Source organism: Catenovulum agarivorans DS-2 (assembly GCF_000568405.1).
GTDB lineage: Bacteria > Pseudomonadota > Gammaproteobacteria > Enterobacterales > Alteromonadaceae > Catenovulum > Catenovulum agarivorans_A.
Genome location: NZ_ARZY01000001.1, coordinates 316,137 through 332,913, shown reverse-complemented (window position 1 = coordinate 332,913; position 16,777 = coordinate 316,137). Strand labels below are relative to the sequence as shown.

General features: G+C 40.8%; 19 protein-coding genes. 1 reads left to right on the top strand and 18 read right to left on the bottom strand.

What is annotated here, in order from left to right; all coding sequences use genetic code 11:
- Window positions 1-63 precede the first annotated feature (63 nt).
- Window positions 64-1,098 carry a phosphoserine phosphatase SerB gene (gene serB / locus DS2_RS01510; protein WP_035012813.1) on the bottom strand — a complete coding sequence of 345 codons (1,035 nt, stop codon included), beginning with the start codon at window positions 1,096-1,098 and terminating at the stop codon, window positions 64-66.
- Window positions 1,099-1,201: 103 nt separating this feature from the next.
- Here serB and DS2_RS01505 point away from each other — a divergent pair, with 103 nt between their 5' ends.
- On the top strand, window positions 1,202-1,768 hold the full coding sequence (locus tag DS2_RS01505; RefSeq protein WP_152537517.1) for a hypothetical protein: 567 nt from the start codon (window positions 1,202-1,204) through the stop codon (window positions 1,766-1,768).
- A gap of 17 nt (window positions 1,769-1,785) precedes the next feature.
- Here the strand turns inward: DS2_RS01505 and tsaA are convergent, their stop codons facing one another.
- The 17 genes from tsaA to DS2_RS19550 all read right to left on the bottom strand — a co-directional run bounded on the left by tsaA (window position 1,786) and on the right by DS2_RS19550 (window position 16,721).
- Entirely contained in the window at window positions 1,786-2,511 is a 726-nt protein-coding gene (tsaA, locus tag DS2_RS01500; RefSeq protein WP_035012810.1) for a tRNA (N6-threonylcarbamoyladenosine(37)-N6)-methyltransferase TrmO, read from the bottom strand.
- Complete coding sequence (gene bamB, locus DS2_RS01495) at window positions 2,498-3,733, bottom strand: outer membrane protein assembly factor BamB (protein WP_051479507.1); 1,236 nt, start codon at window positions 3,731-3,733, stop codon at window positions 2,498-2,500. The genes tsaA and bamB overlap by 14 nt, the downstream gene beginning before the upstream one ends.
- Window positions 3,733-4,362, bottom strand: coding sequence for a YfgM family protein (locus DS2_RS01490; protein WP_035012809.1), 630 nt, complete (start codon window positions 4,360-4,362; stop codon window positions 3,733-3,735). Before DS2_RS01490 ends, bamB begins: the two co-directional genes overlap by 1 nt.
- Before the next feature lie 11 nt (window positions 4,363-4,373).
- Entirely contained in the window at window positions 4,374-5,648 is a 1,275-nt protein-coding gene (gene hisS, locus DS2_RS01485) for a histidine--tRNA ligase (protein WP_081754144.1), read from the bottom strand.
- Window positions 5,649-5,738: 90 nt separating this feature from the next.
- Window positions 5,739-6,857, bottom strand: a complete 1,119-nt coding sequence (gene ispG / locus DS2_RS01480) for a flavodoxin-dependent (E)-4-hydroxy-3-methylbut-2-enyl-diphosphate synthase (protein ID WP_035012808.1) — start codon at window positions 6,855-6,857, stop codon at window positions 5,739-5,741.
- Window positions 6,858-6,859: 2 nt separating this feature from the next.
- Window positions 6,860-7,741, bottom strand: coding sequence for a RodZ domain-containing protein (locus DS2_RS01475; protein WP_035012807.1), 882 nt, complete (start codon window positions 7,739-7,741; stop codon window positions 6,860-6,862).
- On the bottom strand, window positions 7,738-8,535 hold the full coding sequence (gene pilW / locus DS2_RS01470) for a type IV pilus biogenesis/stability protein PilW (protein WP_051479506.1): 798 nt from the start codon (window positions 8,533-8,535) through the stop codon (window positions 7,738-7,740). The genes DS2_RS01475 and pilW overlap by 4 nt, the downstream gene beginning before the upstream one ends.
- Window positions 8,519-9,643, bottom strand: a complete 1,125-nt coding sequence (locus DS2_RS01465) for a bifunctional tRNA (adenosine(37)-C2)-methyltransferase TrmG/ribosomal RNA large subunit methyltransferase RlmN (protein WP_035012806.1) — start codon at window positions 9,641-9,643, stop codon at window positions 8,519-8,521. Before DS2_RS01465 ends, pilW begins: the two co-directional genes overlap by 17 nt.
- Window positions 9,644-9,728: 85 nt before the next feature.
- The gene (gene ndk / locus DS2_RS01460; protein ID WP_035012805.1) at window positions 9,729-10,157 is read right to left on the bottom strand and encodes a nucleoside-diphosphate kinase; all 429 of its coding nucleotides are present in this window, start codon (window positions 10,155-10,157) and stop codon (window positions 9,729-9,731) included.
- Window positions 10,158-10,265: 108 nt separating this feature from the next.
- Window positions 10,266-10,604, bottom strand: coding sequence for an ISC system 2Fe-2S type ferredoxin (fdx, locus tag DS2_RS01455; protein WP_035012803.1), 339 nt, complete (start codon window positions 10,602-10,604; stop codon window positions 10,266-10,268).
- A gap of 2 nt (window positions 10,605-10,606) precedes the next feature.
- Window positions 10,607-12,472: a Fe-S protein assembly chaperone HscA gene (gene hscA, locus DS2_RS01450; protein WP_035012802.1), complete on the bottom strand. Its 1,866-nt coding sequence runs from the start codon at window positions 12,470-12,472 to the stop codon at window positions 10,607-10,609.
- A gap of 24 nt (window positions 12,473-12,496) precedes the next feature.
- A complete protein-coding gene (gene hscB / locus DS2_RS01445) occupies window positions 12,497-13,015 on the bottom strand; it encodes a co-chaperone HscB (RefSeq protein ID WP_035012801.1) in 519 nt (172 codons plus the stop codon).
- A gap of 21 nt (window positions 13,016-13,036) precedes the next feature.
- Complete coding sequence (gene iscA / locus DS2_RS01440) at window positions 13,037-13,360, bottom strand: iron-sulfur cluster assembly protein IscA (protein WP_035012800.1); 324 nt, start codon at window positions 13,358-13,360, stop codon at window positions 13,037-13,039.
- Window positions 13,361-13,381: 21 nt separating this feature from the next.
- Window positions 13,382-13,765, bottom strand: a complete 384-nt coding sequence (gene iscU, locus DS2_RS01435; protein ID WP_035012799.1) for a Fe-S cluster assembly scaffold IscU — start codon at window positions 13,763-13,765, stop codon at window positions 13,382-13,384.
- A gap of 17 nt (window positions 13,766-13,782) precedes the next feature.
- A complete protein-coding gene (locus tag DS2_RS01430) occupies window positions 13,783-14,997 on the bottom strand; it encodes an IscS subfamily cysteine desulfurase (RefSeq protein ID WP_035012798.1) in 1,215 nt (404 codons plus the stop codon).
- Between the two features lie 33 nt (window positions 14,998-15,030).
- The gene (iscR, locus tag DS2_RS01425; protein WP_035012797.1) at window positions 15,031-15,537 is read right to left on the bottom strand and encodes a Fe-S cluster assembly transcriptional regulator IscR; all 507 of its coding nucleotides are present in this window, start codon (window positions 15,535-15,537) and stop codon (window positions 15,031-15,033) included.
- Window positions 15,538-15,752: 215 nt separating this feature from the next.
- Window positions 15,753-16,721 carry a GGDEF domain-containing protein gene (locus DS2_RS19550; RefSeq protein WP_051479505.1) on the bottom strand — a complete coding sequence of 323 codons (969 nt, stop codon included), beginning with the start codon at window positions 16,719-16,721 and terminating at the stop codon, window positions 15,753-15,755.
- Window positions 16,722-16,777 lie beyond the last annotated feature (56 nt).

Below are 16,777 nucleotides of genomic sequence, written 5' to 3'. Positions count from 1 at the left end.
CTAATCATCTTTTCAATAAGGTTAGCTAAGCGGCTTGAATTATTAAAGTTTTTTGTAAAATTATTAACGAATTAAATATAAAAGAGCATCCAAACCGTGATGGTTAATTGCAACGCTCGCTTTTTGTTGAACTATGGGTTTGGCCTCAAAAGCTACGCCTAAAGCAGAAGCAGCCATCATGGTTAGATCATTTGCACCGTCACCCATGGCTATAGTTTGGCTGTGTTCGACAGCAAACTGGTCTGCTAAAGCCTGTAAAGTTTCAGCCTTAACTTGCGCATCGACAATTCGCCCTTCTACTTCACCTAATAATTTGCCATCAGCGATTTTCAGCGTATTAGCCACTGCAGCATCTAGGCCTAAATCGTTTTTCAATTTGTCGGCAAAATAGGTAAATCCGCCGGAAGCAATCGCTACTCGCCAATCATGCTGTTTCAATACTTTAACTAATCGAGCTAAGCCATGCATTAGCGGTAAGTCATTAGCCACTTTATCTAACACATCAACCGGACAACCTTTTAGCGTGGCAACGCGCCCACGTAGGCTCTCTGCAAAATCGAGCTTACCCTGCATCGCTAATTCAGTGACTTTTGCAACTTCTTCACCGACTCCAGCTAACTTAGCAATTTCATCAATACACTCAATTTTTATTGTGGTTGAATCCATATCCATCAACAACAAACCAGCTTGTTGAATTTGCGGACGGACAGCCGCTTGCCATATTTCAATTTGAGAGTTAGCCGCAAATTCAACTAAAGCTTGCTTTTTATCGTCAGGTAAAGTCTCTGTTAATTGCCAAGCTAAGCCGATTGCACCTTGATTATCTCCAGCTGTGATAACACGTAACCACTGGTTGGCGTCAACGCTATCAGCCAGCAATTGACTGATTCCAGCGATTTGTGTACTGGTGAGTTGTTGTGCATAAGCAATCAATTCAAGTTTGTTTTGGTGGCCTTGGTAGGCTTGAATTTGGTACTGAGTCAAATCTTGCGGATTTAACACAACTTGCTGCTCGGCGTTTAAATCTAAAGACTGAATCAAAGCTTGATTAAGCACTATGTTTGCAGGTGATACTGCAAAAGATTGAAAGTTTTCCACACTGGTACTCTTTTTAGAAATTTTATCTGTAATTGTACTGAATATTGCAGCTGATTCATATAACCTATACTTATATGTGAAACCAACTTGTTCGAGATTTTAAGTGTCTACATCGTACGCTGTTGCTAATGCAAGTCCAAAACGCTGGGTAGCCCGTAAATTTATTCAGGCCCTGCTAGGTGGTACATTGATTATGATTGCCTCTGTGGTGTGGTTTAACCATCAGCAAGCACAACAAGCTAAAATGCGTACAGTGCATTATCAAATGGCCTCAGCTTTGGCAAACACCTTTGCAGCTCAACTCGATTTAACCAATTTGGCCGATAGCGCAAATTTACTCTTTAGCTTTTCAAATAAGCCAGATTGGCTTCACAATGTCAGCCTCCATGGACCACAAGGCAGAGTGGTGTTTGATTTATCTGAAGGAGATATACAGTCTCAAACGGGGATCACAAAAGTAAATGACACAAGGCTTATACCAATTGTGATTGAACTAAAGAAAGAACAAGAAATTGCTGGTTACCTTCGTGTTGCGGTTAATCTAAAACCGATTAAACAGGCTCACAGTGCTATGTTGGTTGATGCAAGCTCTAACACTCGGCTAGTGTTTTTCTTGATTGCGATTGCTGCTTTGTTTATCAGCCGAACCTTTTACAAAAGCACATCATAGTGCTAAATTTATGCTCGCTACACAGGCTCAATTTCAACAACTGTGCAGATATGCGCATTAACCACAAAACGAATATTCCATTTTGCTAGCGTTACACCGTAAGTTTTATCATCGTCTTTACTGCGTTTATAAACTGGTCGTGGGTCTTGTGCTAAAACCTGTGCAACAAACGACTCAAACCCTGGATATTCAGCTTCACATACCGACAACTTACTGACTAAAGCAGGTGCAAATACCACATCTAACAACGCGTCTGGAGGTTGTTGGGCAAAAGTACTGGTTGCTTGTTCAATTCTATCTACATATGGCACATAAGGTTTAATATCAACAATAGGCGTGCCGTCAACCAAATCGATTCCTTGTACATGCAACCGAGTTTGATGTTTATTAACTCTTTCAACATGGCAAAATTGTACACAAGACAATCCAATTGGGTTTGGTCTAAAGGTTGAACGGGTCGCTAACACGCCCATCTTTTTGTTTCCGCCTAATCTTTGTGGTCGAACTTTAGCTTTCCACCCCTGCTTTGCTGTTTGGTGAAAAACAAATATTAACCAAATATGACTAAAGTGGTCGATTCCATCGAATAAATCTAAATTGGCGTATGCACCGTCTAATCGAATATACCCTTTAGCACAAGTGACTAAATTAGGTTGGCGAGGTACTGAGAATTTTTCTTTGTATGGGGAATGTACATGGCCGATGATATTCAACGGCCATGAAGTTAGATTATTCGCTGTCATCTTGTGTTATGCGCAAAGCATAAACTTTCCCATCTCTGGTTTGAATATACGCGATATCTTCAACGATTTCTGCTTGGGCAAGCAACTCGTCTGAGCTAAGCTGCGTTGAATATTTGATTTCACCATTGGCCATGTCGAGGAAATATATATATCCTTCAAAATCACCAACAATAACATAACCGTCCAACACTGCTGCCCCCGTTAAACGGCGATTGCGTAATTTTGTATTTGCCCACTTTTCTACACCATTGCGGCTATCAACAGCGTACACAACACTATGATCATCGCTTAAAATCAATGTGCCAGTGTACATGTACATGTTTTGATAACCACGATATTCGCGAGTCCAAGCAACTCTTGCGTTGCGAATATCAACCATGCTGAGTGAACCACCAGCGGATAACGCATATAGGTTAAAACCAGAAATGAGAGGCGTCGCATCGATATCTACAATTCGAGCCAATTCAGTTGCACCTTTTGGTTTAGCAATCGCTAAATCCCATGCTAACTGGCCATTTTTTGCATTATAGGTAATAACCTTGCCACCTGCACTACCAACAAAAACACCACCTTGAGTGTATGCTGGTGTAGATACACCGCGTAAAGTCAATGATGGAACATCAGACACAGAGGTCCAAATTTCTTTACCATCTTTTGCGTCTAACGCTGTGGTTTTACCCGAGCCTAGATTGACAATGACTTTACCATCTTCAGCAATTGCTGGCGCGAGTACTTCGCCTTCAACATCAGCACGCCACTTTTCTTCGCCAGTTTTCTCATCTAACGCAATGATTTGCCCGTTTTCAGTACCGACATAAACATGCTCGTACGAGGCTACCATCCCAGAAACTCTAGCGGCTGGTGCTAAGTTAATACCAAACCAATTTAACCAGCTACCATCTGGCTTACGAACGTCAACCTCCCATACGGAATCGCCGGAGTCGAGTTCTAATGCTGCGACTTCACCTTCGCGGTCTGCAACAAATAGCTTGCCATAACCTGATGCTGGTTTCAGTCGAGAATAATACCCTTCAACACCATCACCAACACTTTCACTCCAGACTTTTTTAACTGAAATTTGATTGTTCACTTCCGGTCTAGGAGCGGGTTGAGTATCAGGGTTGTCATCGTTTGAAGCACAACCAGATAACAGACTAAACATGAGTACTGCTGGCGTTGCAAACGCTGTTTTTCTACCCACTAAACGTAGAATATTGTTCATTACAACGCAACCGTACCATTATCTGTCGCCAAGTTATCCAGCTTCATTTTTAAGCCTGGGTTACCAGTTAAGCCGTCATTGTCTGCTGCCAATTGATATTGTTCGCGTGCTTGATCAATCCGACCTGCTTTGTAATCAATATCACCTTTTAACTCAGCAAATTGAGCGACAAAAGCTTCCGTTTTAGGTGCTGATAAAAGTGTATATGCTTGCTCAGATTGACCTAGTGCGATTTGAACTCTTGCAAGCCTAACTGTCGCTAAATCAACAACAGATGCATCTTCACTATTATTGATAACCCATTTTAACTGTTCTGCTGCTTTGTCAAATGCTTGTTCTTCTACAAATGCTTTTGCTAATTTAAATGAAGCCAACACTGCAAACCCTGATTCGCTATTTTGTACTACGAACTCAGCTGCTTGCTCTTTGTTTAAGCCAGTTTCACTTTCAATTTGAGTAAATTCTTGAGACATTGCTTCTTGATCTGCAATGGTTTTATCTTGATACCAGTTATAACCATAAATGCCGACTAAACCAGCAACAAAACCACCAATTATCGCATTGCTGTATTTAGATAAAAAATTCTTAATCGCTTCTTCTTGTTGTTCTTCAGTAGAAAAAATTTCCATCGATTGACCTCTTATAGCGCTTGATTTAAATAATCGACAAGCTGTTCTTGTTCTATAGTTGATTGTTCTTCGTTACTTCTTAAGGGTTTGATAGTGACCTTGCTTTCAATGATTTCTTGCTCACCGAATACCAACGCTATATCTGCACCGCTTTTATCGGCTTTCTTAAATTGTTTCTTAAAATTACCACCGCCACAGTTTAATTGAATTCGCACATCAGGCAAGCAATCACGCAATTGCTCAATCACAGCTGGTGCTTTTAATTCAGCTTGTTCACCCAACATAACCACGAATACATCAACGGCTTTACGTACGTCTTTATCTAAGCCTAAAGTTTCCATTAGTAAGACCAGACGTTCTAATCCCATAGCAAAACCGACAGCTGGGGTAGACTTACCACCAAGTTGTTCAACTAGCCCATCATACCGGCCACCAGCACAAACGGTACCTTGCGCGCCTAAGCTGTCGGTAACCCATTCAAATACGGTGTGATTATAATAATCTAAGCCTCTAACTAATCGGGAGTTTATTGTATATTCAATGCCCAAAGCTTCAAGGCGAGCACATAAGCCTTCAAAGTGCGCTTTTGATTCATCACCAAAATAATCACTTAAACTTGGTGCGTCTTTTAACACGGCCTGAATGTCAGCGTTTTTTGTATCTAACACGCGCAATGGATTGCTCACCATGCGTCGCTTACAATCTTCATCCAAAATGGATTCATGTTTTTGCAAAAAGTTCACTAAAGCATCGCGATATTCTGCCCTTTCTTCATTTGAGCCTAATGAATTAAGCTCTAACTTAACCTTGTCTGCGATGCCAAATTCTTGCCAAAAACGCGCTGTCATTGCAATCACTTCAGCGTCGATGTCTGGCCCCTGCATACCAAAGGTTTCAACACCAAATTGATGAAATTGACGATAGCGGCCTTTTTGCGGTCGTTCATGGCGAAACATTGGTCCCATATACCATAGACGTTGAATTTGGTTGTACAGTAACCCATGCTCGTTGCCCGCCCGTACACAACTTGCTGTGCCTTCAGGGCGTAGCGTTAAGCTGTCACCATTACGATCTTCGAAGGTGTACATTTCTTTTTCAACAATATCAGTGACTTCTCCTATCGAGCGCTTAAATAGCTCTGTCATTTCAACGATAGGCATTCTAATTTCACTATAGCCGTAGCGACTAACAACATTGCGTAAAACACTTTCTACTTTCTGCCACACTGGCGTTTGCGCTGGCAAACAATCGTTCATACCTCGAATGGCTTGAATATTTTTTGACACTTTAAAATCCTGTGAAAATTCTTGTTAATCGCGGTCGGAGCAGACCAAACCGCGAATTATAGGAAACTTCTAATCAAAGATACAACCCTGTTATTCAACAGTTTGTACGTCTATGCGTTTTGCATCATCTAGCTTATTAGCTTTTGCACGAATATGTTTTTCGAGTGAATCGACTATATTAGTGTTATCAATCCGTTCTTTTTGGCGCTCTCCATCAAGATAGAAACCACTTTTGTTTTGAGCACCAGCCAAACCGATATCGGATACGAGTGCTTCGCCAGGTCCATTCACTACACAACCAATTACTGATACTGTCATTGGGGTTGTGATATCTTCTAGGCGCTCTTCTAACGCATTCACAGTTGAAATCACATCAAATTCTTGACGAGAGCAGCTTGGGCACGCAATAAAGTTAATACCGCGAGAGCGAATGCGCAGTGATTTTAGAATATCAAAACCAACTTTTACTTCTTCAACTGGGTCTGCCGCCAAAGATATGCGCAACGTATCACCAATACCTTCGTTTAATAAGATACCTAAACCAATCGAGGATTTAACCGCTCCAGTGCGCGCACCACCCGCTTCTGTGATACCTAAATGCAATGGATTATCAATTTGCTTTGATAACAACCGATATGAATCAACTGCTAAAAATACGTCTGACGCTTTAACACTAACCTTAAAATTGTCAAAGTTAAGCCTATCGAGTATATCGACATGGCGCATCGCTGACTCCAGCAGAGCTTCTGCTGTCGGTTCGCCGTATTTTTCCTGGATATCTTTTTCTAAAGAACCGCCGTTAACGCCAATACGAATCGGAATGTTTTTGTCACGAGCACAATCCACAACAGCTCTAATTCTGTCTTCTTTACCTATATTTCCAGGATTAATTCGCAAACAATCGACGCCGTACTCAGCAACCTTAAGTGCGATACGATAATCAAAGTGAATATCGGCTACAATTGGGATATCAACTTGCTGCTTAATCAATTTAAAAGCTTCTGCTGCATCCATGGTCGGCACTGATACTCGTACAATATCAGCCCCTGCCTGTTCAATTCGCTTTATTTGCGCAACTGTGGCTTCAACGTCTGTAGTCAAAGTATTCGTCATTGTTTGTACTGCTATCGGTGCATCACCGCCGACAGGCACTTTACCGACCCAGATTTTTTTCGTCTGTTTGCGTTTAATCGGAGTTTCACTAAACATATTTATTCATGTCCTAACGGTAAACTAAATCGTGCAACCATGCCTTGTTTAAATTGGCTCATATCTAGGTTGTCTTGTTGAAAAACAATGTCAACAACCTCTGGTGCACCTAGGGTAATTTGATATGGTGGTATTGCGTCAAGCTTGATAACTCGGCCTTTCTCTTTAACGCCAAATGCAACTCGCTCACCTGTCGCATCCAATATATTTATCCAACAATCTCCTCTAAATGTTAGTTCAAGATTGTAGTTGGCTGATTCACTTACCTGTGTGCTGACACTTGTCTCTTGTTGCGGCGTTAAGTTGACTGGCGTTTGCTCTGCAACATCTTTAATTGGCTTTATCGGCTCTTCATTCGTGATGCTTTCCACTAATTCTGCAGGTTCATTTATCTCGGCTAACTCAGGCTCTAACTTAACTTGCTCTACAGACTGGTTATCTTCTGCGGTCTGAACCACAGCCTCACGCTGAAACCACCAAACAACAATCAAAGCAATTAATATCAGCACAATGCCATAAGTAACCAGCATTAACCGATTGTCATGCGCTTGCTGACTGGTTTTTTTAGAAAAGCTCTTAAGTTTGTTTTCGGCATTGTACTCAACCGGCTGTTGTTGATAATAAAGTGCAATCACAGCTTGTTCATCAAGAGACAGTAGCTTTGCATAAGCTCGAAGGTAACCTTTAATGTATGTTGGCACGGCTACTGTCGAAAAGTCATCATTTTCTATGCCTTGAATGATACTGACTTTTAGATTTAAACTACCTGCGACATCTTGCTCAGATAGCCCTTGTTTTACCCGAGTTTGCTGCAACAACAAACCAACACTTACATTTGTTGTGTCTTCTGCTGAATTGTGCGGTTGCTCGATTAAATCTGTCATTGAGTTAATGCTTGCCTTAATTGTTGAGTTTGTGGGCTTTTGGGAAAGTCGATAAATAATCGTCGTGCATAGCTACTCGCCCCTTTGTGATCACCTAGCTGTTCCGCCAACTGATAAGCGCGATAAATAGTAGCAGGGTTATTTTGCTGAAGTAACTCTAACTTTTTCACATAGCCATATGCTGCTTGTAAATTGTTGTTGGCTAAATTTAGCTCAACTAAAGTAGACAAAGATTTTGGTAATCTGGCGTTATAACCTAAAGCACTGATGAGATATTTTTCAACCTCGTCTCGATACTTTTCTTCACCCGAATCATATAAACACAAACCTAAATTTTCATAAGTTTGCGCAACTCTGATATAGCTATCGATTGCGACGGCTTGCAAAAAGTGCTCTTTGGCTTGCTGGTATTTCCCTTGCTGACATAAAAACGCACCATAATTATTTAGTGCATCACCGTTTTTACGATCTAGCGAAACAACACGTTTATACGCGGCATCAGCTTTTTCAATTTCACCAACCACCTGGTAATAATAAGCGAGTGAATAATGTGCTTCTGGTAGGTCTGGCGCAAAACCCAATGCTTTATCTAAATTAAACTTTGCTTGTGCAGCATTGCCTTTTTTTAAATAGGTTAACCCAAGTGCAATACGGTTTTTTGCAGCTTCAACTGGCGTTGACTGTTTTTCGACAACGGGCTTATCACTACCAACGTAAGTTTTTTGGCTGACACAGCCCGCTATCAACGCAGCAGAAATGGTGATAATAAAAGCTTGCTTAAACCATTTTAACATTTAGGTTTTGACCTTTTTCCTTTTTCTTCAGCATACGTTTAGTGCGGTCAACAACATCACCGACTAATTGACCACAGGCAGCATCTATATCATCACCACGGGTTCTGCGGACCACAGTGGTTAAACCATACTCTGTCAACACCTTGGCGAAACGATCGATTCTAGAGTTACTTGAGCGTCCGTATGGACTACCAGGAAATGGATTAAATGGGATCAAATTTATTTTCGACGGTGTATCTTTTAGTACTTTAGCCAATTGATGTGCTTGGTCCATACTATCATTTATATGATCAAGCATGACATATTCAACCGTTACTTTTTCATTTGCCTTTGATCCCTCGATATAACGTCTCGAAGCAGCTAAAAAGGTTTCAATGTCGTATTTTTTATTGATAGGTACAATTTCATTGCGCAACTCATTGGTTGGAGCATGTAATGAAATGGCTAAAGCAACATCAACTTTTTCTTTAAGCTTGTCTAGTGCTGGTACGACACCTGAAGTACTCACGGTAACTCTGCGCTTCGATAAGCCAAAAGCCAAATCGTCCATCATAAGCTCTAACGCTGGAACCAAGTTAGTCATATTGAGTAAGGGTTCACCCATCCCCATCATCACAACATTAGTAATGGGACGTTTATTTGTGACTTTTACCGGCCCAATATCTTTTGCTACTCGCCATACTTGGCCAATAATTTCGCTAACCGACAAATTACGATTAAACCCTTGCTGTGCTGTTGAACAAAATGTACATTCGAGTGCGCAGCCAACTTGACTAGAAACACAAAGCGTTGCTCGGTCACCATCTGGTATCCACACAGTTTCTACCTCTTGGCCACCGCGCAATTTCATCGCATATTTAATCGTACCATCACTACTTTGCTGTTTTACTGCAATTTCTGGCCCTTCAACAACACATAACTCAGATAACTTAGCACGCAAATTTTTGCTGAAGTTACTCATCTCCTCAAAATTATCCATACCGTAGTGGTATATCCATTTCATTGCCTGATCAGCGCGAAAAGACTTTTCGCCCAAAGAAGCAAAAAATTCACGCATCTGCTGACGTGACAAATCTAATAGATTTATTTTTGAGGGTGATGCTGACATATAAAATTACCTAAACTGCAAATTGGTTGGCAATTTTACGGCATTCACCAGCGAATGCAAAGCGTTCTAATGACTGTTTGCACTGCTAATATGTGTTAACTTCGCTATCTGCAAAAAAGTATGCAATTTCTCGAGAAGCACTTTCTGGACTATCTGAGCCATGAACTGCATTAAATGTCACGTTATCACCACCAAAATCAGAGCGTAAGGTTCCGCATAATGCTTCAGCTGGATCAGTTGCGCCTGCAATCTCTCGGTAAGCGGTAATTGCAGAGTCACCTTCTAACACCATAGTCACAACCGGTGCCGAGGTCATAAAGTTAATGAGTTTTTCAAAAAAGGGTTTACCGTCATGTTCTGCGTAAAAACCTTGTGCTTGCTCTAGCGTCAGTTTAACCATACGCATTGCAACAACTTTAAGGCCAGCTTGTTCTAAACGGTGAATGATGGCGCCAATGTTGTGCTCAACAACGGCGTTAGGTTTGATAATAGATAGGGTGCGCTCAATAGCCATGTATACGTCCTGTTATTGTTTAACACACCCTCATCATAACAACATTGAAAAAATATTGAACTGATATATGTCTGTTATTTCAGAATTTTTCTAAGCTGTTGTTTTAGATCAATGATTTTCACTTACCATGTTAATGGTATATTTCGGAATTTCGACAACAAGGTCCTCATTGTTAACACAAGCTTGACAACCTAAACGGCTTTCAGGCTCTAATCCCCAAGCTTTATCTAACATATCGTCTTCAAGTTCATCACTTTCTGCTAGTGAGTCAAAACCTTCTCGCACAACAACATGGCATGTGGTGCAAGCACACGACTTTTCGCACGCATGCTCAATATCAATTCCAGATTTTAACGCTGCATCTAAAATTGATTCACCGTTTTCACACTCAACTACCGCGCCATCTGGGCATAATTCGTCGTGTGGTAAAAATATTATTTGTGGCATGTTTAAATCTCGTCTACTTGTTGACCCTGCAATGCTTTTCTAATGGAGTCATCCATTCTAGCTGCTGCAAAATCTTGGCTCTTATTATCAATGTGTTCTATTTGCTCTTTAATAGCTTGCTCATCATCGCCTTCGCATAAGCGGGCCAAAGTATTTAAGTCAGCTACTAAATCCTCGTAAGCTTGCTCTGATAACAGGTGTTTGTCTTGCTTCAACGCATTGCCTAAAGATTCAAGCATACGCTTAGCTTCGACAATTTGCTCAGCTAATTTTCGTGCATTAACATCTTCTTTTGCATTTTCAACTGAAGCCTGCAACATTTGCAAGATCTCTGATTCTTCTAAACCGTAACTCGGTTTCACTTGAATGCTTGACTGAATGCCTGTTGATTTTTCCATTGCGGTGACAGATAGCAAACCATCAGCATCAACCTGGAATGTTACTCTGACATGCGCGGCCCCTGCGGCCATCGGCGGAATGCCACGCAACTCAAATTTAGCTAACGAGCGGCAGTCTTTAACCAATTCACGTTCGCCTTGCACAACATGCACTGCCATAGCAGTTTGACCATCTTTAAATGTGGTAAATTCTTGTGCTTTAGCTACTGGTATTGTGGTGTTACGTTGAATTATTTTTTCACATAACCCACCCATGGTTTCAAGTCCCAAAGATAATGGGATCACATCAAGCAACACCATGTCTGAGTCAGGTTTGTTGCCTACCAGGATATCAGCTTGCTGGCTAGCCCCAATGGCGACCACTTGATCTGGGTCAATTGAACTTAACGGTTGTTTAGAGAAATAGTCAGCAACACGCGCTCTAACAGCTGGAACTCGTGTTGAACCGCCGACCAAAACGACATCTTTGATGTCTTGCGCTTTTAGCCCAGCATCTTTTAATGCTCTGCGACACGCTATAAGTGTACGCTTTATAAGTGGTTCTACCAGAGATTCAAATTCGGTTTTGCTTAAACTAAAGTCAAGTTCAGAGTTGTCGTCGAGCGCAAGGGTAAAGTTAACGGTTTCAGCATCCGAAAGTTGTTCTTTAACACTTTTAGCCGTTTCCTTAATGACACGTCGCATGCGTGAAGATAAAGTCCCTGGAAGTTTACCTGAAGCTTTAATCCAATCAATAATTGCTTGGTCAAAGTCATCTCCCCCAAGTGCAGAATCACCGCCTGTAGACAAAACTTCAAATACACCTTTTTCAAGTTTTAAAATCGATATATCAAAAGTTCCGCCTCCCAAGTCATATACGGCAATTTGCCCTTCTTGTTTAGAGTCTAAACCGTAAGCAATAGCTGCAGCAGTTGGTTCATTCAATAAGCGTAAAACTTTTAGTCCAGCTAACCGAGCAGCGTCTTTGGTACATTGACGTTGCGCGTCATCAAAATAAGCAGGAACCGTAATTACCGCACCTTGAATTTCATCACCTAAAGCTTGTTCTGCACGATTTTTAAGCGCTGACAAAATATCCGCTGAAACCTCAATTGGTGACTTAACACCTGCAAGAGTGGCTATGCGTGCAAGTTCTTTTGGCTCACCTACAAAATTGTAAGGTAATTCTGGGTATGTTTTAACTACATCTTCAACTGAACGTCCCATAAAACGTTTAGCTGAAATAATGGTATTTTCTGAATCTGATGCTGCGTTTTCTAATGCGCTGTAGCCAACAACAATTTGCTCTGGCGTGTACCTTACAACTGAAGGTAAAATGGTTCTGCCCGCTTCGTCTGCTAATGTTTTAGCTTCACCGCTTCGAACAGTCGCAACCAATGAATTGGTTGTTCCTAAATCGATACCGACAGCAATTCTGCGCTCGTGTGGGGCATCTGTCTGTCCCGGCTCTGAGATCTGTAATAGTGCCATAATAATTAAATATCAGTTGTTGGTTTAAATTTCGCTGGCTTCGTCTTCAAGCCGTTCTAATTCAGTTTGAAGCTTATTGACAAATTTAAGTTTGCGAACCGCATTCGCCGCTTGTTCATAGTGCGCCGACTTTAACTCTCTGCCAATCAAGGCTTCTAACTCTGCTTGCTCTGCTTCTAATTCTTCTTCAAAAGCAACAATTGCATCATAAGGATCTGATAATGCGGAGATGTCTTCAAGCCTTTCTCGATACTCCATTTGTTGCATCAAAAAGCTCGGGTCTTTAACCGTTGTCGTTTCGTGGCTAATATCTAAACCCGCAAGTTTTAGTAAATATTCAGCTCGGCTTGTTGCTGACTTTAGCGTTGCGTATGCATCGTTGATCTCAGTCGCTTTTCTAAGTGCTAATAATTTTTGCGATTCGTTGGCACTTGCGTACTGATCAGGGTGAAAAGCCCGCTGAAGATTTTTATAGCGGGCTGATAATGTGTTTACATCTAAATCGAAAGCCGGTTCGAAGTCAAAAATTTCGAAAAAGTTCATAAGCTCACTTATTTAATGGCTTTATACGTGGAAACTCTCTCCGCAACCACATTCATCTTTTACGTTCGGGTTGTTGAACTGAAACCCTTCGTTAAGTCCTTCTTTGGTGAAGTCTAACTCAGTGCCATCCATGTATACTAACGACTTGGCGTCAATGATAATCTTGACGCCATTTTGGTCGAAAACCTGGTCATCGTCGTTCAACTCGTCAACAAACTCAAGTACATAAGCCATACCAGAGCAACCCGAAGTTTTAACACCTAAGCGTAAACCTATGCCTTTCCCTCTGTTATCGAGAAAATGCTTAACGCGAGACGCTGCAGCTTCTGTTATGGTAACGGCCATACATATACTCCTAATAATTTGTTACGAACTGTGCTTGGTTTTGTAATCGTCAATCGCCGCTTTGATTGCGTCTTCAGCTAAAATTGAACAGTGAATCTTAACTGGAGGCAATGCTAGCTCTTGAGCGATATCAGTGTTTTTAATCTCTGAAGCTTCTTCTAAAGATTTACCTTTTACCCACTCAGTCACTAACGAACTTGATGCAATAGCAGACCCACAACCGTATGTTTTGAATTTTGCGTCTTCAATCACACCAGAATCTGAAATTTTTAATTGCAATTTCATTACGTCACCACATGCTGGTGCACCAACCATACCCGTCGCTATTTGCGGATCATTTTTATCAAAACTACCCACGTTACGTGGATTTTCGTAATGATCGATAACTTTATCACTATAAGCCATAATTAAAACCTCACTACTTAGTGGTGTACCCACTCTACATTGTTTAAGTCGACACCATCTTTGAACATCTCCCAAAGTGGAGACATTTCTCTTAATTTATCAATCGCGTCTTTAATTACACTTACAACGTAATCAATTTCTTCTTCTGTGGTAAATCGACCGATACTGAAACGAATTGAACTATGTGCCAACTCGTCGTTTAATCCTAATGCTCTTAAAACATAAGACGGCTCTAAGCTCGCTGAAGTACATGCAGATCCAGAAGATACTGCCATATCTTTTAATGCCATGATTAAAGATTCACCTTCAACAAAGTTAAAACTAACATTTAAGTTACCTGCAACCCTGTGCTCTAAAGAACCATTTACATACACTTCATCTAGGTCTTTTACACCTGATAGAAGTTTTTCACGCAAAGCTAACAAGCGTTGATTTTCACTTGCCATTTCTTCTTTTGCGAGACGAAATGCCTCGCCCATCCCAACAATTTGGTGGGTTGGCAAAGTACCTGAACGGAAGCCACGCTCATGACCACCACCATGCATTTGGGCTTCTAAACGAATGCGTGGTTTACGGCGTACATATAAAGCACCGATACCTTTGGGGCCATAAATTTTGTGTGCCGAGAATGACATTAAATCAACTTTTAATTCAGCAAGGTCAATCTCTACTTTACCTGCACTTTGCGCAGCATCCACATGAAACACGGTTTTGTTTGCACGGCAAAGCTCACCTATAGTTTTAATGTCTTGGATAACACCAATTTCGTTGTTAACGTGCATGATACTGACCAACACAGTGTCTTCACGTAAGGTGTTTTTAAACACCTCTAAATCTACTAATCCATCTTTTTGCACGTCTAAATAGGTTACTTCATAACCTTGACGCTCTAATTCACGGCAAGTATCTAACACAGCTTTGTGCTCAGTTTTAACCGTAATAATGTGCTTACCTTTTTTCTTGTAAAAATTAGCTGCACCTTTGATAGCTAAATTGTTTGATTCAGTTGCACCTGAAGTAAACACAATTTCACGAGGATCGGCATTAATCAAATCTGCGATTTGACCTCTTGCTATATCAACTAATTCTTCAGCTTGCCAACCAAAACGGTGCGAACGAGATGCAGGATTACCAAAATTTCCGTCCATAGTCAGGCACTGCATCATTTTTTCGGCAACTCTTGGATCAACAGGCGTTGTTGCTGAGTAGTCCAGATAAATAGGTAACTTCATTTAAATCTCCGCTTAAAACTTTTATATGTGCGATTACATGCCAGAGTCTACATCTAATTCTTCAAGAGAAATTTGCCCTAATGCAAACGCAGAATGTGTTCTTTGCTTCTTATTTTGGCGCTCGGCAACTTGCTTAACCTCTTGCTTCTCGACTAACTCTTGTAGAGTTATGTCATTCAAAAAGTTTGCGATACGATCGCTCAGTTCGTGCCACAAGCTATGAGTCAAACACTGCACCCCACCTTGGCAACCTTCTTTGCCTTGGCAACGGGTTGCATCCACCGACTCATCAACTGCCGCAATAATTTGCCCAATTGAAATATCGTCTAGCTCTCGTCCTAATAAATATCCGCCACCTGGGCCACGAACGCTAGAAACCACACCCTGTTTACGTAAACGAGCAAACAATTGTTCAAGATAACTTAGAGAAATGTCTTGGCGCTCTGAAATATCAGCCAAGGGTACAGGACCATTTTTAGCGTGCAAGGCGACATCTAACATGGCTGTCACCGCATAACGACCTTTAGATGTTAATCTCATAAATCTTTCCACTTCTCTAAGTTGACGCTAGTAATTATCACTAATCCGAGTGTTTTAGTCAAGTATTTACCTTAGTAAAACACTCAAGTATTTGAGCGGTATCAGAAAGAAGAGGTAGGAAAAGCTAACTTGATTGCTTAAATTAGCGCGCAGTATAACTGCATAAGAATCATTCGCAAGTCTATTTCACGTATAACTTATATGAATTTAGGGTGCTATAGCTGCACTAATGTGGCCGTAGAGTGTTGTTTATAATGATATGGTTGCTCAGTTTCACCTGATAATACAATACAGTTACGCCCAGCCTGTTTAGCTGAATATAGTGCTGTGTCTGCATCATTGAGCGATTCTTCAAAACTTAGCTTGCAGCTAAGTTGTTTGATACCAATAGACAGAGTTTTATGTATGTAATTTCCATCTATACTAAAAGGGCTATTTCGATAAGTATCTAGAATTCTGTTAGCGACACGCTTGGCTGTCGATTTATCCCCTTCTATAACAACTAGAAACTCTTCCCCGCCATAGCGAAAGGCAAAATCTTGTTCGCGTATTTCTTCACTAATAACTTTAGCAGCATGCTGAATTAACTTATCACCATGCAAATGCCCGTATGAATCATTAAAAGATTTAAAGTTGTCCAAGTCTATCATCACCAAGGATAACTTTTGCATTGCGAAATCTACTTCATCTAACTGTTTCTTGAAACCATCGTTTAAAAACCGACGGTTATATAGTTGGGTCATCGGGTCTTTGTTGCTTACAGAGGTTAAGATAACCTTCTGTTCTTGTAACGTTTTAATTTGGCCTTTGTAACGTATTGACCATTTAAATAATGCATAGGTCAATACGAGCACACCGAGATTATTTGCGGCATTTTCCAATACAAACGAAATGACAAGTGGGTTTATTGAGATAAATTCATCTAATAAATCATGAGTATGGCCGCACAATAATAACAGCAAACCAATAAAGAACCATTTTCCATCATCGGCATCATAAGATCTTTTGGCTAGGCTAATATTTACAGCCAGCATAGCCAACAAAAATAGTAAATTGAATATTTCGCTACAAACATCAAAAATATTCTGATCAGCAGGCAGAACTGCTTGGCTACTAGTAAGTAAATGAATTGACCAGTAGCTAAGTGTCGCAATAAAAATTATGAGTATTCGAACCTGCGTCATTTTTGAATAAACCGAGTAAAACGAGCGGGTATTGTGCCGACACTAGATGACAATTT